The following is a 25,655-nucleotide window of genomic DNA, read 5'->3' on the forward strand; positions in this document are numbered from 1 at the left end:
ACCGACCCTATCGCCGCGGGCGGGTGTTCGCGGCAGGCGAGACGGAGGAGTGTCAGGTGTGGGCTCGGTAGAGCCGCCAGAACCACACCGACGCGGCCGAGGCGAGTACGGCTCCCGATCCGAATGCTCCGACGAACAGCAGCATCGCGGAGATAGCCGCGAGCAGCACGATCACACCGAGCTGGAGGATCGCTGCGAGAGCCATGACTGCACGGTCCTCCGGAAATCGGTCCCGCGCAACCAAGCGTCTCCGGCGTCGATCGGGGTCTGGTTACCGGCGAGTACCATCCGTCCATGCCTTCACTCGATCGCCACGGAGACGTCTTCGTCCTCAGCCTCGCCCACGCCGACGGCGTCAACCCGGAGAACCGCTTCCACCCGGAGTGGATCGAGCAGGTGCACACGCTCCTCGACGAGGCCGAGGCGTCCGAGGGTCCGGCCGCGTTGGTGACCGTCGGCGGCGGCAAGTTCTACTCGAACGGCCTGGACACCGACTACCTGTTCAGCCACGCGGACTCCATTCCGGAGTACCTCGACCTGGTGCACACCGTCTACACCCGGCTGCTGCGCTTCCCGATGGCGACGGTCGCCGCCGTGCAGGGCCATGCCTTCGGCGCCGGCGCGATGCTCGCCCTGTGCCACGACACGTCCGTCATGCGCGCGGACCGGGGCTTCTTCTGCCTTCCCGAGGTGAACCTCGGCATGCCGTTCACCGAGGGCATGTCGACGCTGCTGGCCGAGCGTCTGCCGAGTCGGACGATGATCGACGCGATGACCACCGGCCGTCGCTACGGCGGCGCGGACGCTCTCGAGTTCGGCATCGTGCAGGCCGTCGCCGGCGAGGACGAGCTGCTGTCCACCGCGGTGGCGCAGGCGGCCGAACGGGTGTCCACCCGCGGCGCCAACCTCACGTCCATCAAGGACAGCATCCACGTGCGCACCCTCGCCGCGCTGTCCGTCCCCACGGCGGAGAGCACCTTCTCACTGGGGCAGTGACACACTGAGTCCCGTGTCCTCGACCCTCGATTCCGTTCTCGACGCCGCGACCGGCGATCTCGTCGCCCTGTCGCACGCCGTGCACGCGCGTCCGGAGCTGGCCTTCGAGGAGCACTTCGCGTCGGCGGCGACGGCCGATCTGCTCGCAGGTGGCGGATTCGAGGTGCGGCGGGGCGTCGCGGGCCTGCCGACGGCGTTCGACGCGACCTACGGTTCGGGCGAGCTGGTGGTCGCCGTGTGCGCCGAGTACGACGCACTGCCGGAGATCGGCCACGCCTGTGGACACAACATCATCGCGGCGTCGGCGGTCGGTGCGGGGCTGGCCCTCGCGTCGGTCGCCGACGAGCTGGGGCTGACCGTCCGAGTGCTCGGCACCCCGGCCGAGGAGTCCGGCGGCGGCAAGGTCCTCATGCTCGACGCCGGGGTGTTCGACGACGTCTCGCTGGCGATGATGGTGCACCCCGGTCCGTTCGACATCGCCGCCGCGCGCTCACTCGCGCTGTCGGACATCGCCGTTCGATACGCAGGGCGTGAAGCGCACGCTTCCGCGGCGCCCGAGTGGGGCATCAACGCGGGCGACGCCGTCACCGTCGCGCAGGTCGGTGTCGGCCTGCTGCGCCAGCATCTTCGTCCGGGTCAGCAGATCCACGGCATCGTCGGTCACGCCGGCACCGCCCCGAACATCGTTCCCGGATCTGCGGAGATGTTCTACTACCTGCGCGCGGACACCGCCGAGGCACTCGCCGATCTCGGTCGTCGCGCGCGGGGATGCTTCGAGGCCGGAGCGGTGGCCACCGGGTGCACCCACGAGATCGTCACCGTGTCCCCGACCTACACCGAACTCACTCCCGATCCCTGGCTGGTGGCCGAATACCGTCGTGTCGCAGGCACTCTCGGTCGCGCACTGGTTCCCGAGGAGTTCGAGACCTCGCGCCCGTTCGGCAGCACGGACATGGGCAACGTCACCGCGCGGATCCCGGGCATCCATCCGGTGATCGGTCTCGATTCCGGCGGCGCGGTCACTCACCAGCCGGGTTTCACCACGGCGTGCATCACCGAGTCGGCCGACCGCGCCGTCGTCGACGGGGCCCGCGCCCTCGCTCGGGTGGCCGTCGCGGCGGCCACCGACCCACAGCAACGCTCTCGACTCGTCGAGGGCACACACGAGAGGACGGTACGACGATGAATCCGGCCGACGCCTGGATCGCAGCACACGGGGCGGATCTCGTGACGTGGCGTCGACGGATCCACATGCACCCCGAGCTGGCCAGGCAGGAATTCGAGACGACCAAGTTCGTCGCCGAGACCCTCACCGCCGCGGGACTGTCACCGGTGGTGCTTCCCAGTGGCAGCGGCGTCATCTGCGACATCGGCCCCGCCGGTCCGCGCGTCGCTCTCCGGGCCGACATGGACGCGCTGCCCCTGACGGAGTTCACCGGCGCCGAGTACTCGTCGACGGTCCCGGGCGTGTCCCATGCCTGCGGACACGACGCCCACACGACGGTTCTGCTGGCGACCGGGCTGGCGCTGGCCTCGCTCGACTCGCTGCCGCACGGCGTCCGGCTGATCTTCCAGCCCGCCGAGGAAGTCATGCCCGGGGGCGCTCTCGACATGGTGGCCGCGGGCGCGCTGGAGAGCGTGTCGCAGATCTACGCGCTGCACTGCGATCCCCGTCTCGAGGTCGGACGCGTCGGCATCCGCGTGGGCGCGATCACCTCCGCGGCGGACACCGTGGAACTGCGGTTGGACTCGGCCGGCGGACACACCTCCCGTCCGCACCTGACGTCCGACCTGGTGTACGCGCTGGGCACGGTCATCACCGGTCTGCCGGGACTGCTGAGCCGCCGCGTCGACCCGCGTACCAGCACCGTCATGGTGTGGGGCGCCGTCGTCGCAGGTCAGGCCCCAAACGCCATCCCGCAGAAGGGGATGCTCACGGGCACGGTCCGGACGGGCGACCACGAGACGTGGGCACTGCTCGAGCCGCTGGTGCAGGAGATCGTCGCCGGCGTGCTCGCGCCCACCGGCGTGAAGTACGAGGTGCACTACCGCCGCGGCGTGCCGCCCGTGGTCAACGACGAACACGCCACCCGGCGCTTCGAGGCGGCCATCCGCTCACTGGGTCCGGACGCCCTGGCCGACACCGCGCAGTCCGGCGGCGGCGAGGACTTCTCGTGGTACCTGGAGCACGTGCCCGGAGCCATGGCGCGTCTCGGCGTGTGGTCGGGTGTCGGCCCTCAGCTCGACATCCATCAGCCGACCTTCGACCTGGACGAGCGTGCGCTGGCCGTCGGCGTCCGCACGATGACGGCACTGGCGCTAGGACTGGGAGACGACACCGTCGCCTGAGAATCAGAGCTGCCCGAGGATCAGAGCGACGAGGTCCCGGGGCCGACGTTGCGGCTGTTGCGGGTGCGCAGGTCGCGCACGTAGTCGACCGGGGCGCCGGCGATCTCCGCGGCTTCGGCCATGACTCCGAGGTAGCGCGCCGAGGGCAGTCCACCCTCGTAGGCATCGAGTACGTAGAGCCACGCGAGGACGGGTTCGTCGTCCGTCTCGACGCGGAGGCGGATCTTGCGGTGGATGCCGAGCTCGGAACCCTCCCACCGGTCGAGGCTCTCCTCGTCCTCCGGTGAGACGTCGTAGAGCACGACGAAGACCTTCGAGTCGGGGTCCTCCACGACGGTCGCGAGTGCGCCCTCCCAGCCGATGTCGCCGCCGCCGAAGGTCAGACGCCACCCCGGCAACCACCCGGTTCCGGCCGCAGGGGAGTGGGGGCACCGCTCGAGCATCTGCTCGGGGTGCATGTTGGAGCCGTAAGCGGCATAGATCGGCACGGCGGTCAGCCTAAACCGTCGTACCCGATTCGCGCGGATCGAGGTGCCCACCGATATGGGCTCGGCCTGACGTGCAGCCGCACCACCCCGTGGAATAGGTTTGAGGCTGTGAGCAACCCTCACTCGCCAGGACTCTCCCGAAAACCCGCAACGGAGGACGAATGACCCGCATCGTGATCATCGGAGGCGGACCGGCCGGATACGAGGCCGCTCTGGTCGCCTCCCAGCACGGCGGGACGGTGACGCTCATCGACTCCGACGGAGTGGGCGGCGCCTGCGTCCTCTGGGACTGTGTTCCGTCCAAGACGTTCATCGCCTCGACCGGCATCCGCACCGACATGCGTCGCGCGTCCGACCTCGGTATCGAGCTCGACCCGACCTCGGCCACCATCGACCTGCCGCAGATCCACAACCGCGTGAAATCCCTTGCGCAGGCTCAATCCTCCGACATCCGCGCCCGTCTGCAGACGGTCGGCGTGACCGTGCTGTCGGGAACGGCGAAGGTGGTGGACACGCAGCCCGGCCTGGCCGCCCACCAGGTGGAGGCCACCTTGGCGGACGGGTCGACGCAGGAGATCGACGCCGAGGTCGTGCTCATCGCGACCGGTGCGAGCCCGCGCATCCTGCCCGGCGCCGAGCCCGACGGTGAGCGCATCCTGACCTGGCGTCAGCTCTACGACCTCGACTCCCTGCCCACCCACCTCATCGTGGTCGGGTCCGGCGTGACCGGAGCCGAGTTCGTCTCCGCGTACACCGAGATGGGCGTCAAGGTCACCGTCGTGTCCAGTCGCGACCGCGTCCTTCCCGGTGAGGACGCCGACGCGGCACTCGTGCTCGAGGACGTCCTGTCCGAGCGTGGTGTCACGTTGATCAAGAACGCACGCGCGGACTCGGTGGCCCGCACGGCCGATGGCATCGTCGTGACGATGTCCGACGGCAAGACCGTCGAGGGTTCGCATGCGCTGATGACGGTCGGCTCCGTCCCGAACACGCAGAACCTCGGCCTCGAGAGCGTCGGCATCGAGCTCGACCGCGGCGGTTACCTTCGCGTGGACCGGGTCTCGCGCACCCGCGTGCCCGGCATCTACGCGGCGGGCGACTGCACGGGCCTCCTGCCACTGGCCTCCGTCGCCGCCATGCAGGGCCGCATCGCGATGTACCACGCGCTGGGCGAGGGCGTCAGCCCCATCAAGCTCAAGACGGTCGCCTCCGCCGTGTTCACGCGACCCGAGATCGCCACGGTGGGTGTCGGCCAGTCCGCCATCGACAACGGGGACGTCCCCGCGCGCACGGTCATGCTGCCGCTGAACACGAACCCCCGCGCCAAGATGTCCGGCCTGCGTCGCGGCTTCGTCAAGATCTTCTGCCGTCCCGCGACGGGTGTGGTCATCGGCGGAGTGGTGGTCGCTCCCACCGCGTCCGAGCTGATTCTCCCCATCGCCATCGCGGTGCAGAACAACCTGACGGTGAACGATCTCGCCGCCACCTTCTCGGTCTACCCCTCGCTGACGGGGTCGATCACCGAGGCGGCGCGCCAGCTCATGCGCCACGACGATCTGGACTGAGATCCGCTGATCTCACACTGTGAGACTGCGGTGTCAGTATGTGAACGAACGCGCTACGCTTCGAGAACGGTGCCCCACCCGCGGCGCCGTTCTCGTCACGACCGACTCCGAGCCCACCCCGGTGAGCGCGCCGCGACGCCTCGTGTCCCACGATGCTCGGAGAATCCATGTCGTCCTCTGTTCTGCCACCCCTGTCCGTCCGCGCCTCGGCGATCACCGGATCGGCGATTCGTGACCTGCTCACGCTGACCGCGCGGCCTGACATCCTGTCCCTCGCGGGCGGTCTGCCCTCGTCGGACGTCATGCCGCGCAGCGCCATTCGCGACGTCACGCATCGAATACTGAGCGGCGACACCGCGGCCCTGCAGTACGCGGAGACCACGGGGGTGCGGCGGCTCCGAGACGTCATCGCGGCGCGGGAGTCGGCGCTCGTCCGGGACGAGGTGCCGCCCACCTCGGTGGTGGTGACGCACGGCTCCCAGCAGGCGCTCAGCCTGCTCGCGTCCGTGCTAGTCGGCCCCGGCGACGTGGTCGTGGTCGATCGACCGGTGTATCCCGGTGCGCTGCAAGCGTTCCAGGCCGTCGGTGCCCGTATCGAGTCGGTCCCGGTCGATGCGGACGGTACCGACACCGATGCCCTCGCGCGGCTGCTCGAGTCAGGAGTGCGCCCTCGCGCCGTGCACACCGTCAGCAACTTCCACAACCCTCGAGGGGGAGTGCTGTCGCTCGGGCGTCGCCGCGCCCTCGTCGACCTCGCGGAGCGGTACGGCTTCTGGGTCGTCGACGACGATCCCTACGGCGACGTGTGGTTCGACGCACCCCCGCCGGGCCCCATCGCGTCCGATCGGGTGATCCGTCTGGGCTCGGCGTCCAAGATCCTCGCACCGTCGTTGCGCGTCGGGTGGCTCACCGCGGCCCGACCGGTGTGCGACGCCGTAGAACGGCTCAAGCAGAGCGCCGATCTGTGCGGGTCGTCGCTGACGCAGATGGTCGCGGCGGACCTGCTCGCCGACGAGCCGTGGTTGCGACAGCACCTGGACGACGTGCGCGCGGTCTACTCGGCACGGGCGGAGGTGCTGGTCGGAGCATTGCGGGGCGAACTCGGTCCGGCGATCGAGGTCGATGCGTCCCGCGGCGGAATGTTTCTGTGGGTGCAGTTCACCGACGGCACGGACACGTCGGCGCTGCTGCCGGCAGCGCTCGACCGCGGCGTTGCGTACGTTCCCGGTCGCGCCTTCGATCCGGCCGGTGGCGACGAACTCGGCACCGCGTTGCGCGTCTGCTTCGCGACGTCGACCGACGACGACCTGCGGGAGGCCGTGCGACGCCTCGCGGCGGCGCACGGCGTCCGGTAGGCGACGAGACGGCGTCGGCGAACGCTCCCGGTGTCAGTCCTTCGGGTCCAGCGCCGACGGCTTGTGCACCGCGTCCTTGCCGGACTTGTCGCTCTCCACTCGGTACTGGGGGTCGTCTTTCGACGCCCTGACCGTGCGCCCGCCGGCTTCGGTCTCGGAGGTGATCTTCTCGACCACCTCGCCTTCGGTCTTGGTGCCGTGCGTGTTCCACTCGACCTTGTCGCCCTTGGTGAACTCGTCCTTCGACATGTGTCGGTTCCTTCCGTCGGATAGGGGGCTCATACCCGGGAACTGCTGTCGGCACCCACGACCGTCCGATCGTCGATGGTGCAACTTGCATGGTGCAAAGTACACAGTCGGCGTAAGGTCTCGAACCGATCGGTCTCCGGCCCATGTTCGTGGGACGGGGACTCGGCACGTCGAACGGGGAAGACGAGATGGCCGCGAGAATTGCTGCGACGGTACTGACGCTGGCCTTGGTGGCAGCGGGATGCAGCTCGGAGGAGGCGTCGCCGGAGCCACTTGCGGACAGCCCGCCGGCCGTCCCTGCCGCCCAGATCGACCGCGCGGACGTCGACGCGGCCGTCGGCGCTCTCGACGGGTACGTCGAGGCGATGATGGCGCGTACCGGGACGCCGGGAGTCGCGGCTGCCGTCGTGTACCAGGACGAGGTGCTGTACTCGCGCGGATTCGGTGTCCGGAAGGTCGGTACCGACGAGCCTGTCGACACCCACACCCGGTTTCAGCTCGCGTCGGTGTCCAAGCCGGTCGCGTCGAGTGTCATCGCTGCCTCGGTCGGAGACGGAGCGGTCGACTGGGCTGATCCTGTCCGACGGTACGAGCCGGAGTTCGCGGTGGCGGATCCGTACGTGAGCGAGCACGCGACGTTCGTCGATCTGCTCTCGCACCGATCGGGTCTGCCCGATCACGCCGGTGACGTGCTCGAGGACTTCGGCTACGACTACGACGACATCATGGGCCGCCTCGACCAGCTCCCGCTGGCGTCGTTCCGGGACAGCTACGCGTACACTAACTTCGGGTTCACCGCCGCCGGCAACGCCGCGGCCAAGGCGCAGGGCACCGACTGGCCCGAGCTGTCTCGTCGTCGCATCTACGAGCCCCTCGGTATGGCCGACACCTCGTCACGATTCGAGGACTGGGCGAACTCGCCCAACCATGCGGTGAACCACGTGCTCGCCGAGGGTTCGACCACCGAGTGGGAAGCGAAGTACGTCCGCGAGCCCGACAACCAGTCACCTGCCGGCGGAGCGAGTTCGTCCGTCGACGACATGACGAAGTGGATCCGCATGGAACTCGGCGGGGGAGAGTTCGAGGGACGTCGCATCGTCGACGCGGACGCACTGCAGTACACGCACACCTCGCACTCCCTGTCGGGCGCGTCCGGGACGGAGGGCGCGCGAGACTCGTTCTACGGGTTGGGGTTCAACGTGGGCACGGACGACAAGGGGCGCGTCGAGCTGTCGCATTCCGGAGCGTTCGCCCTCGGGGCGAGCACCACCGTGTTCATGGTGCCGAGTGAACAGCTGGGCATCGTCGTCCTGTCCAACTCGGCACCGGTCGGGGGCTCGGAAACTGTTGCCGCGCAGTTCATGGACCAGGTGCGGAACGGTCGGCAGACCGTCGACTGGGCACCGTTGATCGCCGGGATCTTCGACGGGATCGCAGAGGAGGAGGCGTCGCCGATCGACTACGCGACACCGCCGGCCTCGGTGACCCCTGCTCGTCCCGCGACCGACTACGTCGGAATGTTCGACAGCCCGTTCCACGGACCGGCACGGGTCTCGGCAGACGGTGATCGGCTCACGCTCACCGTCGGCAAGGACGGCCAGCTGACGTACCCCCTGACCCACTACGACGGTGACACCTACTTCTTCGAGACGTCCGGCGAGAACGCGGTCGGCCCGACCGGGGTCACGTTCGAGATCGAGAACGGTGCTCCCGCCTCGTTCACGGTCGAATACCTCGACAAGCAGGGACTCGGAAGGTTCACACGCTCATGACTGTTCGCACTGTCTCTCGTACCGTCGGTATCGCGACGGCCTCTGCCCTGATCTTCCTCGCGGGCTGCTCGTCCGGCAGCGGCGAGTCGCCGGCACCGGCCACGTCGTCAGCGACCGAATCGGCTCTCTTGCCACTCGATCCCGCAGCTCTCGATGCGATGGTCGAGGACGTCGCCACGACGTCGCGGGAGATCGGCATGGTCGTCTTGATCACCACACCGGACGGTGAGTACGTCAAGACCTGGGGTTCGGTGGCGGCCGATCGGTCGGAGGCCCCGACTCTCGACACCAAGGTGCGGATCGGGTCGAACACGAAGACGTGGACGGGCACGGTCATCCTGCAGATGGTCCAAGAGGGGTTGCTGTCCGTCGACGATCCGGTGAGCACGTTCCGGCCGGATGTGCCGAACGGTGATGCCATCACGATCGGGCAGTTGCTCGACATGCGCAGTGGGCTCTACAGCTACACCCAGACCGTGGAGCTCAACGAGGCACTCGACACCGATCCCGGCCGGGTGTGGACCGCCGAGGAGCTTGTCGCACTGGGGCTGAGCAATCCGCCGAACTTCCCAGCGGGAGAGGGTTACAGCTACTCCAACACCAACACGGTGCTTCTCGGACTGATCGCCGAGAAGCTCGACGGCAAGCCCATCGCTCAAATCTTCCAGGACAGGCTCTTCGGTCCACTGGCGCTGGCGGGGACGTCGTATCCCACCACCACCGATACGAGCATCCCGGCGCCGTTCACCCGCGGGTACAGCTACAGCGGCAACGTCGAGACGCTCGGGGAGGGCAAGGAAGCGCTGTCTCCGGAGCGGATCGCTGCGATCGACGCCGGCTCGGTCCAGCCGAGGGACACCACGAACGACAACCCGTCGTGGACGAGCTCGGCCGGCCAGGGCATCTCGACCGCGAACGATCTGGCCACGTGGGTCCGGGCGCTGGTCAAGGGCGACCTGCTCGACGCGGACACCCAGACGTTGCGGATGGACAGTGTGCAGCCGACCGATCCCGACAACCCGTCCTCTGCCGGGTACGGCTACGGGCTCGCGCAGATGGGCCCGATGTTCGGCCACATCGGCGAGATGCCCGGGTACAACTCCTTCATGGGGTACGACCCGGTCAACGACCTGACGATGGTGGTCTGGGCGAACATGGCGCCCGGAACGGACGGGAGTGCGCCGGCGGCGGCGCTGGCCGGGTCGCTGGCGAAAGCCCTGTATGCGCAGCAGTCCGGGCCGTCTTCCGGCGCCGAGGACACAGCCGACGACATCGACGAGGTGGCGGAGGACACCGGCAAGTAGGCTCGCTACCGGGGGAGAAATCCAGAGGTGGAACCGGTGGCTCAGGGCGACCTCACCACGACGTCGTACGTCGTGCTCGGCATGTTGGTGTCGCGGGATCTCACCGCGTACGACATCTCGGAACTGTTCGGTCGTGGCGTCGGAGAACTGTGGCCTCGGGCGGGACGGCAGCACTACAACGCGCCGAAGAAGTTGCTCGAGCGCGGGCTGGTGACAGCGAGGGCCGACGCCGTGGGCGCGCGTCCCCGCACCGTTTACTCGATCACCGACGAGGGGCGCGCAGCCCTGACGGCGTGGCTGGCGGAGCGGTCCCGTCCGTCGGCCCTCGAGTTCGAGGGGATGATGCGGGTGCTGTTCGCCGACCAGGGCTCCCTCGAGGACCTGCGCAGCAACCTACGGACGATGCGGGAGCAGGCCGACGCCACCCGCCGACTCTTCGGGCGGCACGCCGTCACGCTCCGAGACACCACCGTCGCGACGTTTCCCGAACGTCAGCACCTGATGGCACTCGCCAATCGCTTCATGGTCGGACACTTCTCGCACATCGTCGAGTGGAGCGACTGGGCGCTGGCGGAGATCGAGGACTGGCCGGACACCACGACTCCGGCCACCTCGCACCGGGATCGGACCGAGACTATGCTCGACGCCTCGGCGCGATTGGGTGCGCCGGAGGTGCCCGAGAAGTCGTGAGCCGGTATCCCCGGCGAGGCGGTTCACAGCCCGTCGTGTGGGTAGGCGATGCGGATGAGCGACGACCGCATCGCGAATCCGTGGGGTGAGCGCACCCCGTATGCCGCAGGCGACCAGTGGCCCCGGCGGGTGGACCAGCACTTCGCGGACGGTGTCGACGCCTCCGACGTGGAGAAGTGGGTGCCGTCCGCGTCGATCCTGCACAGCAACGGCGACGCGATGGACATCGCGGTACGGGACGGCCGGATCATCGGGGTGCGGGGGCGCGCCGACGATCGAGTGAACCATGGCCGCCTCGGACCGAAAGATCTGTTCGGGTGGCAGGCCAACGCCTCACCGGACCGGTTGACGCGCCCGCTCGTGCGAGTGAACGGCGCACTGGTGGAGTCGGACTGGGATTCTGCGATGAGCAGGGTCGTGGACACGAGTCAGCGGTTACTACGGGATCACGGGCCGCGGTCGATCGGCTTCTACACCAGCGGTCAGTTGTTCTCGGAGGAGTACTACACCCTCGGAGCCATCGCGCACGGGGCGATCGGCACCAACCACGTCGACGGCAACACGCGGCTCTGCACGGCGACCGCCGCGGAGGCGCTGAAGGAGTCGTTCGGCAGCGACGGCCAGCCCGGCAGCTACGAGGACGTCGATCACGCCGACGTGATCGCCCTCTTCGGCCACAACGTGGCAGCGACGCAGACGGTGCTGTGGTCGCGCATGCTCGACCGCCTCGCGGGAAGCGACCCGCCCCGGCTGCTGTGCGTCGATCCGAGGACGACGGAGGTCGCCCGGGCCGCGACGGTGCATCTCGCTCCCGTGCCGGGCACCAACGTCGCCCTCATGAACGGTCTGCTGCACCACATCGTCGATCGTGGCCTGGTCGACCACGACTACGTGGACGCCCATTCGGTGGGATACGACGACCTGTGCACCGGTGTCCGGGAGTACACCCCGGAACGCGCGGCGCAGATCTGCGGTGTCGACGCCCACGACATCCGCCGGGGAGCAGAGCTGCTTGGGTCCGCGACCAGACTGCTGTCGACGGTGCTGCAGGGCTTCTATCAGTCACACCAGGCCACCGCCGCGGCCGTGCAGGTGAACAACCTCCACATCGTGCGAGGAATGCTCGGTCGACCGGGCTGCGGGGTGCTGCAGATGAACGGCCAACCGACCGCCGAGAACACGCGCGAGTGCGGTGCCGACGGCGATCTCGCAGGATTCCGCAACTGGTCGAACGACGACCACGTCGCCGACCTGTCCGCGCTGTGGAACCTCGACATGCACAGCATCCCGCACTATTCGCCGCCCACCCACGCGATGCAGATCTTCCGCTACGCGGAACAGGGGTCGATCCGGATGTTGTGGATCAGCGCGACGAATCCTGCTGTGTCCCTTCCGGAGTTGCGGCGCATCCGTTCCATCCTCGGGCAGGAACGGCTCTTCGTCGTCGTCCAGGATCTCTACCGCACCGAGACGACTGATCTTGCCGACGTGGTGCTCCCGGCCGCGACGTGGGGTGAGAAGACCGGAACGTTCACCAATGCCGATCGGACAGTGCATATCTCGGACAAGGCCGTCGAACCGCCCGGAGAGGCGCGCGCCGATCTCGACATCTTCCTCGACTACGCCCGGCGCATGGATTTCCGGGATCGGGACGGTGCTCCCTTCCCCCAGTGGCACGATCCTGCGTCGGCGTTCGAGGCGTGGAAGCGCTGCAGCGCTGGCCGCCCGTGCGACTACACGGGCATCACGTACGACATGTTGCGGGAGCGCGGCGGGATCCAGTGGCCGTGCTCGGAATCCGCGCCGTCGGGTACTGCGAGGCTTTACACCGACGGGCAGTTCTTCGCGCATCCCGACTACTGCGAGAGCTACGGCAAGGACCTGGTGACCGGGGCGCCGACGGACCCGTCGCAGTATCGGGCGACCAATCCGGACGGCAAGGCGATGATCAAGGCTGCGCCGTTCATTCCGCCGCACGAGCCACCGAGTACGGACTATCCGTTCGCGCTCATCACCGGCCGAACGGTGTATCACTTCCACACGCGCACCAAGACGGGACGAGTTCCGCGTCTGCAGGATGCGGCGCCGGAGGTGTGGGTCGAGATGTGCGCGACGGATGCCGACCGGCTGGACGTCCACGAGGGCGAGTGGGTTCGCATCTGCTCCCCGCGCGGGGTCGTCCGGGCACGAGTGAGAGTCACGGACAACCGCGAGGGCGTGCTGTTCGTCCCGTTCCACTACGGCTACTGGGACCGTGACGATGCGGACGTCGACGAGCACGACCGGGCCGCGAACGAGATGACGATCACGGACTGGGATCCGGTGTCGAAGCAACCGCTGTTCAAGACGTCGGCCGCGCGCGTGGAGAAGGAGACGTCATGACGCTCGGGCTCGCGATCAGGGAACTGCACCGCTCCGAATCGATGCTGGCACGGGCGCTGGCCGCGCTGGCCGAGAACCACGTATCGGAAACGGAAGTTCACCACGTCGCGCTCGATGTGCGGCAGTGGTCGGTGGATCATGCCGAGCGCCTTCGCGCGGCCGGGCGTGCGCGGGGAGAACGCCTGTGGCGGTGGCCCCATGTCGTCGACCCGAGGCCGGCCCTGGTTCGCGCCGCGACGCGGCGTGATCCCGCGCTGGTGTTGCTGGCCGATCTGCGGCGGTTGCACCGCGATGCGGCCGGGGTCTCGCTGGACTGGGAGTTGCTCGCTCAGGGTGCACAGGCGCTGCGAGACGTGGAGCTGGTCGATCTGTGTCGACGCTGCCATCCACAGACTCTGCGACAGATGCAGTGGACCAACGGAATGCTGAAAACTCTGTCACCGCAGGCTTTGTCAGCCAGGTGAGGGAACGACTGCGGGTTGGCACCGCGGGCACCAGTAGATCTGCCGCTCCTCGAGAGGGTTGTCCCCGAGAAGCCCCTCGCGGATGCGCGTTCCGCAGCGACGACACGGCTTGTTCTCCCGGCCGTAGACCCAGAAGTGCCGGCCCGCGCGGAGATCACCTGTGAAGGTGCGAGCGTTGCGGTTCTTGTTGGCCGTGATCGTGCGGTGCGACAGATCGATCATCTTGGTCAGGTTCCCCGCCGCGGAGACCGGCGTGTGCGGGTCCACTCCGCGGAGGAACAGGATCTCGTTGCGGTAGACGTTCCCGAGACCGGCGATGACGCGCTGGTCGAGAAGAGCGAGACCGATCGGCCTGTCGGGTTCCGCTTCGAGATTCGCAAGGGCCTCCGCCGGGTCCCACAGGGGCCCCAGCAGATCCGGACCGAGATATCCGACCGCTTCCTCGACGGTATCCAGTATCTCGACGACGCCGAGTTCGAATCCGACGGCGACCCGGTCACTCGTTCCCAGCACGATGCGCGCTTGGTAGGCGGGCCGTCTCCACGGTGTGTCCGGCTGGTAGACGTGCCACGCACCTTCCATCTTCAGGTGCGAGTGGATGACCTTGCCGCCGACCTCGATGACGAGGTGCTTTCCCGCCGACAGAACCGATTCCACTGTCTCGCCGGTGAAGTCGACCGTGGCGTAGCGCGGCACGCGCACATCACATGTGGTGAGAACCTTGCCGTCGAGTGCGTCGCGCAGACTGTTGGCCGTGCGCCAGACGGTGTCGCCTTCGGGCATGGATCAGGCCCTGATCCGGAGGCCACGCGGCGTCGCCGAAAAGCCCGCCTCGGTGAGTATCGTCGCGAAGACGGAGCCGTGGATGTCGCTCCCGTCGGTGCGTTCGATCACCAGCTTGTCGACGGACCTGGTGGTCACCAACGACACGAGAGCCGACGCGGCGGTGACAAGCACGTCGCGCTCCTCGGTGAAGGTGAGCACCGTCTTGCCGCCGCGCTCGACGTACAGCACGAGTTCGCCGTCCACCATGACGACGAGGGCACCGGCCTTGCGTCCGGGGCGGTGCCCGGATGCCGCGTCCACAGGACTCTTGGGCCAGGGCAGTGCGGCGCCGTACGGGTTGGCGGGATCGGTCGCGGCAAGTGCGACGGCTCCGACAGGACGTTCCGACTCGCTGCGCAGTCGGTCGACGACGTCCGAGGTGGAGAACTGGGCGCCGCCGAGCGAGTCGACGAAATAGCCGCGTCGCGCCCGGCCGCTGTCCTCGAAGCCGGTGAGCACCTTGTAGACACCGCCGAAGCCGCCGGGCACGCCCTCGTTCATGACGGACCCTCGGGTGACGACGCCGTAGCGCTCGAGCAGGATGTCCGAGGTGGCATGTGCCCGGATGGTGGGGTCCGACTCGGCCTCCGGAAGTAGGGCCCACCGGCCACCCGCGGAGGGTGGTCCCGTGCGCGTCGGTAATGAGGGTCGCGCGAACCGCTGGTAGGACCGCGCCCGCGGCGAGCGTCGCGCGGGGCGGTGGCTCGGCGCCGAACGGGTGGTGCCGTGCAGCAGCGCTCGCAGCGGGGCGAACGTGTCGTTGGTGAGGTGACCGGTCCACACCAGATCCCACAGTGCCGCAACCAGAGTCGTGTCGTCGGCCGGGGCGCCGGACTCGGTCTGGTGCAGCTGCCCGACGGTGTCGGACAGCTGTCGGAAGAAGTACGCGCCGCCGCCCGAGAGCACCTGCAGCACGGTCTGCTGCAAATCCGTCAGTTCGTCGTCCTTGGCGGGCGGCAGCGTCACCGGTGCGGCGTCGGCGGGATGGAGGCAGATCCACCCGTCCTTCGAGGAGATCGCGCCGTGGCCGGACCACACCACTTCGCCGGTGGCGGTGAGCTCGTCGAGCATCGCGGGGGAGTAGTCCCGGACACGCTGAGGCAGGATCAGCGATTCCCAGGCCGAGGCGGGCGCGGGGACGCCGGCGAGCTGGTCGATGACCGTGGCCACGCCGTCGAGTCCGCGGAGGGTGCCGCCGACGTGTTGCCAGCGCGGAAGGAAGCGGCCGAGGACGCCGGTGGACACGGGTTCGACGTCCTGGCGTGCGGCGGCGAGCGAGCGCCGGCGGAGCCTGCGCAGCACCTCGGCGTCACACCACTCACTGCCGGAACCGCCGGGCCGGAATTCACCTTCCACCACCCGCTTCTGGGCGACGAGGCGCAGCAGCACGTCACGGGCGACCGCCGACCCGATGCCGAAGCGGCCGGCGACGTCCGCGACGGAGAACGGACCGTGGGTGCGGGCGTAGCGGCTCACGAGATCCCCGAGCGGATCCTCGACCGGCTCGATGAACGCCGCCGGGGTGCCGATGGGCAACGGGACACCCAGCGCATCACGGAGTCTGCTGGCGTCCTCGATGGCGACCCACCACTGCGACCCGGCGAACGAGACCTCGAGGGCGCGGCGCGCCGCGGTGAGCTCGCCCGCCCACTGCGCTGCGGAGCCGGGCGACTCGATGCGTGCCTCTATCTCCGCCGTCGTGAGCGGGCCGAGCAGGCGCAGCAGATCGGCCACGCCCTCCGCGTCACGTGCCTTGCGGTCGTCGACGAGGCGCTGCAGTTCGAGCTCGGTGTCGGTGACGACGTCGCCGTCGAGCAGGTCGCGCAGTTCGACCCGCCCCAGTAGCTCGGCGAGCAGGGACGCGTCGAGAGACAATGCGGCAGCGCGACGTTCGGCCAGCGGAGAGTCGCCCTCGTACATGAACTGCCCGACGTAGCTGAACAGCAACGACGTGGCGAACGGTGACGGCGAGTCGGTCTCGACGTCGACGATGCGGATCTGGCGGCGCGCGATACGCACGCAGAGGTCCTCGAGTGCGGGCAGGTCGTACACGTCCTGCAGGCACTCGCGCACCGTCTCGAGCAGGATGGGGAACGTGGGGTACTTCTTGGCCACGTCGAGAAGCTGCGCGGCGCGTTGACGCTGCTGCCAGAGCGGCGCTCGCTTTCCGGGATTGCGGCGGGGGAGAAGCAGTGCGCGAGCGGCACATTCACGGAACCGCGATGCGAAGAGCGCGGAGCCGCCGACCTGCTCGGTGACGATGTCGGTGATCTCGTCCTTCTCGAAGACGAACAGGTCCGGGCCGGGCGGCTCGTCGTCGGTGTCCGGGAGCCGCACGATGATGCCGTCGTCCGATGCCGTCGGTTGAGAGTCGATGCCGTACCGCTCGATGAGGCGAGCGCCGATGGCGAGTGCCCATGGTGCGTGCACCTGCTGGCCGTACGGGGAGTGCAGCACCAGACGCCAGTCGCCCAGCTCGTCGCGGAACCGTTCGACGACCAACGTGCGATCGGTGGGCATGTGGCCCGTCGCCGTGCGCTGCTCGGTGAGCAGCGCGGACAGGTTGTTCACCGCGTTGACGTCGAGCCCGCTCTCCTGCAGTCGGCCGCGCAGGGCGTCGTCGTCCGACGACTCGCGCAGGAACGCGCCCAGTGCCTCCCCGAGTTCGGCCGGACGGCCGAGGCCGTCACCGTGCCAGAACGGAAGCCGGCCCGGTTGACCGTAGGCCGGGCTGACCAGGACACGGTCATGCGTGATCTCCTCGATGCGCCAGCTGGTGGCACCGAGGGCGAAGACGTCTCCGACGCGGGATTCGTAGACCATCTCCTCGTCCAGTTCACCCACGCGGCTGGCCTTTTCGCCGACCATGAACACACCGAACAGTCCGCGATCGGGAATGGCGCCGCCGGAGGTGACCGCCAGACGCTGGGCGCCGGGGCGACCGGTCAGCGACCCACCGTCGCGGTCCCACACCAAACGTGGTCGCAGCTCGGCGAACTCGTCGGACGGGTACTTTCCCGACAGCAGGTCCAGCGTGGACTCGTAGGCGGACCGAGGCAGCGACCCGAAATTGCCGGTGCGCCTGACCATGTCGAACCACTCGTCGGCGTCGATGGGTTCGAGGGCGCATGCCGCCACGGTGTGCTGGGCCAGGATGTCGAGGGGATTGGCCGGCACCTTCAGAGCCTCGATGTGCCCGTCGGTCATCCGCTGCACGGTCACGGCGCAGTGGATCAGGTCGGTGCGGTGCTTCGGGAACAGCACGCCGCGGGAGATCTCGCCGACCTGGTGACCGGCGCGGCCGACGCGCTGCAGACCACTGGCCACGGACGGCGGCGCCTCGACCTGCACCACCAGATCGACTGCGCCCATGTCGATGCCGAGCTCGAGGCTGCTGGTGGCAACCACGCAGCGGAGGCGGCCGGACTTCAGGTCGTCCTCGATGAGAGCGCGCTGATCCTTGCTCACGCTGCCGTGGTGTGCGCGGGCCAGCAGCGGCTCGGCACCGTGGACGACGTCGCCGGACGCGCCGATCTGCGAGGGCGGCGCGTGATCCGCGGGGGCGCCGTCACCGATACGTTCGGCGTAGATCTCGTTGAGTCGGGCGGTGAGTCGCTCCGAGAGCCGACGGGAGTTGGCGAAGACGATGGACGACCGGTGCTCCAGGACGAGGTCGACGATCTGCGCCTCGACATGCGGCCAGATGGACCCCTGTTGCGGGGCGGCCGACGCGGACCCCTCCTGCGGCTCGGTGGTGCCGAGTTCCGTCATGTCCTCCACCGGAACGCGCACCGAGAGGTCGAACGTCTTCGGCGACGGCGGGCACACGATGCTGATGGGTGCCGATCCGGTGAGGAAGCGTCCCACCTCCTCGTGCGGACGGACGGTCGCGGACAGACCGATGCGCTGAGCGGGCTTGTCCAACCTCGCGTCGAGACGCTCCAGCGACAGCGCCAGGTGCGCGCCGCGTTTGGTGCCGGCGACGGCATGCACCTCGTCGACGATGACGGTGTCGACGCGTTCGAGTGATTCGCGCGCCGCGGACGTCAGCATCAGGAACAACGATTCCGGTGTCGTGATGAGGATGTCCGGCGGCGTCTTGAGCATCAGACGACGATCGGCGGGGCTGGTGTCGCCGGACCGCACGCCCACCGAGATCTCCGGCGGCGCGACCCCCTGCAACTTGGCCGTCTGGGTGATGCCGACCAACGGCGCGCGGAGGTTGCGCTCGACGTCGACAGCAAGGGCTTTCAACGGGGAGACGTACAGCACCCGGGTGCCCGGTGCCGTGTCCTCGGGATCACGGCTGACCAGCTTGTCCAGCGCCCACAGGAATGCGGACAGCGTCTTGCCGGAGCCGGTGGGAGCGACGACCAGGGTGTGCGCGCCGCTGGAGATGGAGTCCCACGCGCCGATCTGCGCGGCCGTGGGAGCGGGGAAGGCACCGTCGAACCACGCACGCGTCGGAGCCGTGAACCGCGCGAGCACGTCCTCGGGCGACGGAGCGGTGGGGTTCTTCACCTCTCCATAGTGCACGGACCCACCGACACGGTTGCCGTGTGTGGTCCCCACCCCCCGCGAGTACGTCGAGAATGTCGCCGACGATCAGTCGTGCAGGCGTTCCTCGCCGCGATTGCGGAAGAACTTGAAACCCGGGATGCCGATGACGGCCTTGCGCACGTCCTTGGTCACCTCGAGCAGTTCGTGGATCTCGGGGGACACCGTGTCGAGCGTCGCGAGGATCGGCATGATGCCCTCCATCCGCTGCACCAGCTCCGGCAGCTGGTCCACGAGCTTCACCGCCGCCTCCACCTCGGCCTCGGAGAAGTTGTCCACAAAGGTGCGGCCCAGCGGGATCGCGCGCGCGGTGATGGGTTCGAGCTCGGAGATCATCGCCAGCGCCTTGGACGAGGCGGACTCCGCTCCGACGATGACGCCCTGCGCGTCCTCGGTGGTGGCCGAGACCTTTCCGATGACGGTCTGAGCCTGGTCGGTGATGCGCTCGATCGCGGCGATCACCTCGTCGACACGCACGAACAGGTCGTCGATGCGCCGGGGCAGCTGCGCGACGAACGCGACGGTGTCGAGTGACCAGAGCACGGTCCCGCGGGCGAGTCCGAGCATGTTGCCGAGGGACGGTACGGGCAGCCGGACGGTGCGCACCGACAGATCGTTGTCGGGTGCTCGGTGTCGATCCACGTCGGCCATGAGCACAGTGTGCACGGTGACGCCCCTCACGCGGCGGTATGCGAGCGCACTGCACCCGTAATGTCGAGAACATGACTGCTTTCGTGACCGGGGCCAGCGGCTACATCGGTTCTCGCCTCGTCGACGCGCTCGTGTCGGCCGACGAGAGCGTCGTCGTGGGCTCGCGCACGCCGGAGAGGCTGACCGCCTTCGACTGGCACGACGACGTGCGGGCCGTGCGACTCGACGTAACCGACGCCGACTCGTGCGCCGAGGCGCTGTCCGCGGAGGACATCGACGTCGCGTACTACCTGGTGCACGCCATCGGGGAGTCCGGCTACCGGGCCACCGACCTCGCGTCCGCGCGGCACTTCGCCGAGGCGGCACGCGCTGCGGGAGTCCGACGCATCGTCTACCTCGGTGGCTTCGTCCCCGAGGGCGAGAAGCTGTCCGAGCACCTCGCGAGCCGCGCCGAGGTGGGCGAGGCGCTCACCATCGACGGCATCGAGGTGGTGTGGCTGCGCGCCGCGATCGTCATCGGCGCCGGGTCGACGTCGTTCGAGATGATCCGCTATCTCGCCGACCGACTCCCGGTGCTGCCGCTCCCGAGTTGGTTGAGCAAGCCGGTGCAGCCGATCGCCGTCGACGACGTCGTGCACTACCTCATCGCCTGCGCATCGCCCGACGTACCCGCCGACGCGTACGACATCGCCGGCCCCGAGATTCTTCCCTACAAGGACCTCGTCTTCGCCTATGTCCGCGCCGCCGAACTGCATCGTCTCGGGGTGCCCGCCCCGGGCATCCCGACCAAGCTTGCGGCCCTGGTGATCGGTCGTCTGATCCCGGTGCCGGGACTGCTCGCCGACGACCTGGTGCAGTCGCTCGTCAACTCGATGACCGCCTCGGAGAACCGCATCTCGGAGTTCGTCCCCGAGCCCGAGGGCGGTCTCACCGACGTCGACGACGCCATGCGCCGAAGCCTGCTCGGCGCGAGCGCCACCCGCGGCCTGGCCACGACGCCCGACTCGCTGCGCCTGGTGTCCTCGGACGCGGAGTGGACCGGCGGCGATGTCCGCAGTATTCGCCGCCGCGGCGCCGAACTGCTGAGCGAGGACGGGTGGAAGCTCGCCGAGGCACTCGGCATCGGTGCGGTGCTCTACTCGTGGCCCGTCGCTCCGGTCGTCCGGACCAACCTGGACGTGGTTGCCGCGGTCTCGTCCCGGGTACGGTCTCTTCTGAAGTTCTAGTCGGTCTCTCGTCCACAGACCGCAAGTTCCGACACGACCGACAGGTTCGACGAGCCGGAGGAGTACTTCATGGTGTCCTGGCAGATGAAGGCCGAGTCCATCGTGCGCAACGCGCTGGTGGACAAGGTCGATCGCGACCATCACGAGACGGATCGCGCCTTCCTACGGCGGCGCATCATCGTGGCGGTCGTGCTCGTCGTGGGCGCGACGTTGCTGGGAGTGTCGCTGTCGACCGAGCCCGGCGACCCCATGTTCTACACGCTGACCATCGCGCTGGCGTTGGTGTGGATCGTGGGCGGTTTCCTGTCCGGGCCACTGCACCTCGGTCGCATCAACTTCCGCGGGACCCTGCGGCGGCCGATCATCACGCCGATCGCGATCGGTCTCGCCGCGGGTGGCGTGTTCATCCTCGGCGCACTGGTCGTGCGGGAGATCCCGCCGCTGCGGGACTTCACGGCCAACGTCCTCGATCACGCCCGCGTCGGACCGCTCGCGCTCATCGTCTTCATCACACTGTTCAACGGGGTGGCCGAGGAGATCTTCTTCCGCGGCGCTCTGTTCTCGGCCATCGGCGTGAAGCGGCCGGTCGTCATCTCGACGGTCGTCTACACCATCGCCACTCTGGCCACGGGCAACCCGATGCTCGGCTTCGCCGCCATCACCCTCGGTTTCGTGCTGGGACTCGAACGCCGGGCGTCCGGCGGCATTCTCGCGCCGATCCTGACGCACGTCGCGTGGTCGACGGTCATGGTCTTCGCCATGCCCCCACTGTTCGCCTGACGCTGCCCGATCGGGACGTGGCAGGGTAGCGCCCATGACCGGTGCACGAGGCAAGTCCGTCCGCTCGGACGATCTGGACGCCACCGACCGCGTGCTGGTGGAGGAGCTGATCACCGACGGCCGCGCGACGCTCGCTCACCTCGCGGAGCGGGCGGGCCTCTCGGTCTCGGCCGTGCAGTCACGCGTGCGCAGGCTCGAGTCGTCCGGGGTGATCCTCGGATACACCGCGCGCGTCGATCGGGAGGCCATCGGCCAGCCACTGTCGGCGTTCGTGGCCATCACCCCCTTGGATCCGATGGCGCCCGACGATGCCCCCGCGCGTCTGCGGCCGCTGCCCGAGGTGCAGGCGTGCCATTCCGTGGCGGGGGAGGACAGCTATGTGCTGCTGGTCCGCGTCGCGTCACCGCGGGACCTCGAGCGACTGCTGCAGCAGATCCGGACCACCGCCAACGTGCAGACCCGCAGCACCATCATCCTGCAGACCTTCTACGACTCCTGATCGCGCTGCAGCATCCTCCAGACGCGGTCCGCCGACATCGGCAGTGCGTGGGGCCGCACGCCGACGGCGTCCGTGACGGCGTTGGCCAACGCCGGTGCGACGGGGTTGTACGGGGACTCGCTCATCGACTTCGCACCCAGCGGCCCGAGCGCATCGTAGGTGTCCGCGAACAACACTCGCGTCGTCGGAACGTCGGCGAGTTGCGGGATGTGGTAATTCCGTAGCGACGCGGTGGTCACGTGCCCCGACTCGTCGAGCCGCATCTCCTCGTACAATGCGGCGCCCAACGCCTGCGCCACACCACCTTCGACCTGTCCACGGCACTGCACCGGATTCATCACCGTGCCGGCGTCGACGGCCTGTACGGAGTCCAGAATCGCGACGCGTCCGCTTGCCGGGTCGACCGCGACCCGAAACCCGTGGACGTTGAACACCACTGAGCGAGGCGATCCGCCGTGGTACCCGTCCGCCGCCAACGGTCCGTCGTGGGCCGCGACGATCTCGTCGAGGGAGCACAGTGCGCCGTCCACCGTGACGCCCTCCGGACCGAGCACGCCCTGCGTCGGCAGCGATCCGGTCAGGCTCGATGCGGCACCGATGATGCGCTCGCGCAACGACTCCGCGGCGAGTGCGACAGCCTTGCCGGCGACCACTGTGCCCGCCGACCCGAAGGCGCCCGTGTCGTGGGAGGTGACGTCGGTGTCCGACTGTGCGATCTCGATGCGGTCGACGGTCGTGTTCAGGATCGACGCCGCGATCTGACCGTGCACCGTCGTGGTGCCGTTACCGAATTCGGCAGTGCCGACACGCACCAGGTAGCGCGCTCCGGGCAGGGCCGTGATCGACGCGTCGGAGACGTGGCCGCGCGGCGGCACGGTGGCATTCATGCCGATGGCCACGCCGACGCCCACCTGCCATCCGTCGGGCGCCGGCGATCCGGGCTCGGCGAGTGCCTCGTCCACGAGATCGAGGCACTGGTCGAGTCCGTAACTGCCGAACAGGAGGTCGCCGTCGAGGACGTGCGCGGCGACGAACGGATCACCCGGCACGACGACGTTGCGACGCCGGAACTCGATCGGATCGATGTGCAGTCGGTGCGCCAACTCGTCGAGCGCCGACTCGACGGCGAAACCGGTCTGCCCGACGCCGTATCCGCGGAACGCGCCGGACGGAATCGTGTTCGTGTACACCGCTCTCGCCTCGACGCGCTTGGCCGCGCAGCGGTAGAGGGCGATCGAGTCGGTGGAGTGGTGCAGCACACCGGGACTGTGGTTGCCGTAGGCGCCGGCATCGCTCAGCACGTCGAGGGTCAGCGCGGTGAGCGTGCCGTCGGCCGTGGCGGCTGCGGTGACCGACACCTCCATGGGATGCCGACAGGGCGCGACGGTGAACTGGTCGGCACGGGAGAACTCGAGCTGTACCGGTCGACGCACCGTCAGAGCGGCGAGCGTCACGAGATCCTCGGTGAGCATCTCCTGTTTGGCGCCGAACCCGCCACCGACCCGCGTCGTGAACACCCGCACGGTGTCGGGATCGAGGTCGAAGATGTGACACAGCTCGTCCCGTACGAGGAACGGGACCTGCGAGCTCGTGCGGACGGTCAGGCGCCCGTCCTCGGCGAACCAGGCGATCGCACCGTGCGTCTCGAGGTGAGTGTGCTGCACGCGGGCGGTGCGCCACGTTCCGGTCACCACGGCGTCCGCGGCCGCCAGACCCGCCTCGACGTCGCCGGTCGTACCGCTCACCTCGGCCACGACGTTGCGCTCGACGTCCGCGATCCTGGCCTCGGGACCCTTGCCGGCGTGGACGATCGGGGCTCCCGGTGCGAGCGCGTCCGCGGGATGCAGCACGGCGGGCAGCACCTCGTACTCGACGAGGAGGCGCCGTCTGCCCTCCTCCGCGGCGGCCACCGACTCGGCGATCACCGCCGCCACCCGCTGCCCGATGTAGCGGAGCTCGCGGTCCAGAACGAGAGTGTCGTCGGGATCGTCGTCCCGTGACTCGTGGCGTGCGGTGGAGAACGCGACGGGCGGCGCGTCCTCGTGGGTGAGCACCGCGACCACACCCTCGGCGGCCAGTGCGGCCGACGTGTCGATCGAGACGATGCGCGCACGGGCGTGGGGGCTCCCCAGCACCGACAGATGCAGTAGACCCGGCATCGCGACGTCGAGCGTGTAGGGCTCCGTTCCCGTGACGACGCGAGCGCTGGCCGGTGCGGCGACGGAGCGTCCGCACGCCGGTCCCTCGGTGGACTTCTCGATGGTGCGCACCCCCGTGACCGCGTCGGTGATCGCCCGATACCCGGTGCAGCGACACAGGTTTCCCTTGAGCGAGGTGTCCAGATCCTCGGTCTGCTCGTCGCTGAGGGCGGCGGCGGTGACGATCATGCCGGCCGTGCAGAAACCGCACTGGAATCCCGCGGCGTCGACGAATCGCTGCTGCATCGGATGCAGGTCGTCCGGCGTGCCCAGCCCGGCCACCGTGGTGACCTCCCGACCTTCGGCGCGGTAAGCCGGAACGATGCACGACTGGACGGCGGCACCGTCCAGCAGCACCGAGCACGCGCCGCAGTCGCCCGCGTCGCACCCCTTCTTCACCTCGAAGCGCCCGACGTCGCGCAGGGCCGTGCGCAGGCACTGGCCCGGTCGCGGGGACATCTCCACGGTCTCCCCGTTGACTCCCACTCTCATGACAGCTCCTCGCAGATCTGCTGTGCCAGCAAGCCGCTCACGTGGCGTCGCCAGTCCGGTGCCCCGTGCACGTCGTCGTACCACTGGTCGGCGGGTATCGCGGCGTCCAGCAGCGCGGCCACGTCCTCGGCGTGCGGCACTGCCTCGAGTCGCAGCTGGTGCGGGCGGCGCGTCGACGCGGTGACGGTGAGGACGCACGATCCGTCGGCGTCCCGGCGACCGATCACGACGGCGCCGGAGCGCCCGCGAGGTGCCAAGGACATTCTGCGGCAGGCGAAACGGGAGCGCAGAACGGCGTCGTCGATCTCGATGCTGCGTATCACCTCGCCCGGTGCGAGCGACGTGTGTTGGGGTCCGGTGACCAGCGTGGCGACGGGTACGCGCCGTTCGTGACCGTCGGGGGTCCAGATCACCGCGACGCCGTCGAGCGCCGAACACAGCGAGGTCATGGATCCCGCGGGCAGTCCGAGCGCGATGTTCCCGCCGACCGTGGCGAACTGCTGCACCTTGAACGACGCGAGCAACGCGTCGGAGCAGAGGGCCACCAGCGACTCGAGGTCCGGCCACCGCGGCGGCCACGACATCCGACGCAGCGTGTCCACGGTGCACGTCGCGGCGATCTCGAGCCCCTGACCGACGACGACGGGTTCCCAGCCGAGGTCCGTCAGATCGACCAGTCGGTGCACCCCCACCTGCGGTTCCGAGAAGACCCACGTCCCACCTGCCACCACGGCGGTGCCGCCGTCGATGACCGAGAGATCGCCCCGCGTACGAGCCCGGACGACCTCGCGCACGGTGTTCAGGTCCACGCGA

The 25,655-nt window shown here is 68.9% G+C and carries 21 protein-coding genes; 13 read left to right on the plus strand and 8 right to left on the minus strand.

Going from position 1 to position 25,655, the window contains the following annotated elements:
• Positions 1-52: 52 nt before the first annotated feature.
• Positions 53-205 carry a hypothetical protein gene (locus HQ325_RS09200; RefSeq protein ID WP_222628236.1) on the minus strand — a complete coding sequence of 51 codons (153 nt, stop codon included), beginning with the start codon at positions 203-205 and terminating at the stop codon, positions 53-55.
• Positions 206-294: 89 nt separating this feature from the next.
• Here HQ325_RS09200 and HQ325_RS09205 point away from each other — a divergent pair, with 89 nt between their 5' ends.
• The 3 genes from HQ325_RS09205 to HQ325_RS09215 are packed head-to-tail and all read left to right on the plus strand — an operon-like array spanning position 295 to position 3,345.
• Positions 295-996 carry an enoyl-CoA hydratase/isomerase family protein gene (locus HQ325_RS09205; protein ID WP_222627188.1) on the plus strand — a complete coding sequence of 234 codons (702 nt, stop codon included), beginning with the start codon at positions 295-297 and terminating at the stop codon, positions 994-996.
• A gap of 13 nt (positions 997-1,009) precedes the next feature.
• Positions 1,010-2,182, plus strand: coding sequence for a M20 family metallopeptidase (locus HQ325_RS09210; RefSeq protein ID WP_222628238.1), 1,173 nt, complete (start codon positions 1,010-1,012; stop codon positions 2,180-2,182).
• The gene (locus tag HQ325_RS09215) at positions 2,179-3,345 is read left to right on the plus strand and encodes a M20 family metallopeptidase (RefSeq protein WP_222628239.1); all 1,167 of its coding nucleotides are present in this window, start codon (positions 2,179-2,181) and stop codon (positions 3,343-3,345) included. Before HQ325_RS09210 ends, HQ325_RS09215 begins: the two co-directional genes overlap by 4 nt.
• 20 nt (positions 3,346-3,365) lie before the next feature.
• On the opposite strand, the gene HQ325_RS09220 is transcribed toward HQ325_RS09215, so the two are convergent.
• Entirely contained in the window at positions 3,366-3,833 is a 468-nt protein-coding gene (locus HQ325_RS09220; protein WP_222628240.1) for a gamma-glutamylcyclotransferase, read from the minus strand.
• Between the two features lie 161 nt (positions 3,834-3,994).
• On the opposite strand from HQ325_RS09220, the gene HQ325_RS09225 reads away from it, so the two are divergent.
• On the plus strand, positions 3,995-5,398 hold the full coding sequence (locus tag HQ325_RS09225; protein ID WP_222628241.1) for an NAD(P)H-quinone dehydrogenase: 1,404 nt from the start codon (positions 3,995-3,997) through the stop codon (positions 5,396-5,398).
• Positions 5,399-5,565: 167 nt separating this feature from the next.
• Positions 5,566-6,753: a PLP-dependent aminotransferase family protein gene (locus HQ325_RS09230; RefSeq protein WP_222628242.1), complete on the plus strand. Its 1,188-nt coding sequence runs from the start codon at positions 5,566-5,568 to the stop codon at positions 6,751-6,753.
• A gap of 33 nt (positions 6,754-6,786) precedes the next feature.
• On the opposite strand, the gene HQ325_RS09235 is transcribed toward HQ325_RS09230, so the two are convergent.
• The gene (locus HQ325_RS09235) at positions 6,787-7,002 is read right to left on the minus strand and encodes a DUF2945 domain-containing protein (protein ID WP_222628243.1); all 216 of its coding nucleotides are present in this window, start codon (positions 7,000-7,002) and stop codon (positions 6,787-6,789) included.
• A gap of 188 nt (positions 7,003-7,190) precedes the next feature.
• Between HQ325_RS09235 and HQ325_RS09240 the strand changes: the two genes are divergently transcribed.
• The 5 genes from HQ325_RS09240 to HQ325_RS09260 are packed head-to-tail and all read left to right on the plus strand — an operon-like array spanning position 7,191 to position 13,614.
• Positions 7,191-8,774, plus strand: a complete 1,584-nt coding sequence (locus HQ325_RS09240) for a serine hydrolase (protein WP_222628245.1) — start codon at positions 7,191-7,193, stop codon at positions 8,772-8,774.
• Positions 8,771-10,078, plus strand: a complete 1,308-nt coding sequence (locus tag HQ325_RS09245; RefSeq protein WP_222628247.1) for a serine hydrolase — start codon at positions 8,771-8,773, stop codon at positions 10,076-10,078. Before HQ325_RS09240 ends, HQ325_RS09245 begins: the two co-directional genes overlap by 4 nt.
• A gap of 36 nt (positions 10,079-10,114) precedes the next feature.
• Complete coding sequence (locus HQ325_RS09250) at positions 10,115-10,768, plus strand: PadR family transcriptional regulator (RefSeq protein ID WP_222628249.1); 654 nt, start codon at positions 10,115-10,117, stop codon at positions 10,766-10,768.
• A gap of 54 nt (positions 10,769-10,822) precedes the next feature.
• The gene (locus HQ325_RS09255) at positions 10,823-13,150 is read left to right on the plus strand and encodes a molybdopterin oxidoreductase family protein (RefSeq protein WP_222628251.1); all 2,328 of its coding nucleotides are present in this window, start codon (positions 10,823-10,825) and stop codon (positions 13,148-13,150) included.
• A complete protein-coding gene (locus HQ325_RS09260) occupies positions 13,147-13,614 on the plus strand; it encodes a hypothetical protein (RefSeq protein WP_222628253.1) in 468 nt (155 codons plus the stop codon). Before HQ325_RS09255 ends, HQ325_RS09260 begins: the two co-directional genes overlap by 4 nt.
• Here the strand turns inward: HQ325_RS09260 and HQ325_RS09265 are convergent.
• The 3 genes from HQ325_RS09265 to HQ325_RS09275 all read right to left on the minus strand — a co-directional run bounded on the left by HQ325_RS09265 (position 13,603) and on the right by HQ325_RS09275 (position 19,647).
• Positions 13,603-14,397, minus strand: a complete 795-nt coding sequence (locus HQ325_RS09265; protein WP_222628255.1) for a DNA-formamidopyrimidine glycosylase family protein — start codon at positions 14,395-14,397, stop codon at positions 13,603-13,605. The genes HQ325_RS09260 and HQ325_RS09265 overlap by 12 nt on opposite strands.
• 3 nt (positions 14,398-14,400) lie before the next feature.
• A complete protein-coding gene (locus HQ325_RS09270; RefSeq protein WP_222628257.1) occupies positions 14,401-18,960 on the minus strand; it encodes an ATP-dependent helicase in 4,560 nt (1,519 codons plus the stop codon).
• Positions 18,961-19,044: 84 nt separating this feature from the next.
• Positions 19,045-19,647, minus strand: a complete 603-nt coding sequence (locus tag HQ325_RS09275) for a hypothetical protein (protein ID WP_082544656.1) — start codon at positions 19,645-19,647, stop codon at positions 19,045-19,047.
• Between the two features lie 71 nt (positions 19,648-19,718).
• Here HQ325_RS09275 and HQ325_RS09280 point away from each other — a divergent pair, with 71 nt between their 5' ends.
• From HQ325_RS09280 to HQ325_RS09290, 3 genes are all read left to right on the plus strand, one after another.
• Positions 19,719-20,873, plus strand: a complete 1,155-nt coding sequence (locus HQ325_RS09280; RefSeq protein ID WP_222628259.1) for an NAD(P)H-binding protein — start codon at positions 19,719-19,721, stop codon at positions 20,871-20,873.
• Between the two features lie 69 nt (positions 20,874-20,942).
• Positions 20,943-21,653 carry a CPBP family intramembrane glutamic endopeptidase gene (locus HQ325_RS09285; RefSeq protein WP_222628260.1) on the plus strand — a complete coding sequence of 237 codons (711 nt, stop codon included), beginning with the start codon at positions 20,943-20,945 and terminating at the stop codon, positions 21,651-21,653.
• A 34-nt stretch (positions 21,654-21,687) separates the two neighbouring features.
• Positions 21,688-22,152 carry an Lrp/AsnC family transcriptional regulator gene (locus tag HQ325_RS09290; protein WP_222628262.1) on the plus strand — a complete coding sequence of 155 codons (465 nt, stop codon included), beginning with the start codon at positions 21,688-21,690 and terminating at the stop codon, positions 22,150-22,152.
• Here HQ325_RS09290 and HQ325_RS09295 read toward each other — a convergent pair.
• Together HQ325_RS09295 and HQ325_RS09300 are read right to left on the minus strand one after the other, a co-directional pair.
• Positions 22,140-24,842: a molybdopterin-dependent oxidoreductase gene (locus tag HQ325_RS09295; RefSeq protein ID WP_222628264.1), complete on the minus strand. Its 2,703-nt coding sequence runs from the start codon at positions 24,840-24,842 to the stop codon at positions 22,140-22,142. The genes HQ325_RS09290 and HQ325_RS09295 overlap by 13 nt on opposite strands.
• A complete protein-coding gene (locus tag HQ325_RS09300; protein WP_222628266.1) occupies positions 24,839-25,651 on the minus strand; it encodes an FAD binding domain-containing protein in 813 nt (270 codons plus the stop codon). The genes HQ325_RS09295 and HQ325_RS09300 overlap by 4 nt, the downstream gene beginning before the upstream one ends.
• Positions 25,652-25,655 lie beyond the last annotated feature (4 nt).

Source organism: Rhodococcus sp. BP-349, assembly GCF_019835845.1.
Classification (GTDB): Bacteria; Actinomycetota; Actinomycetes; order Mycobacteriales; family Mycobacteriaceae; genus Rhodococcoides.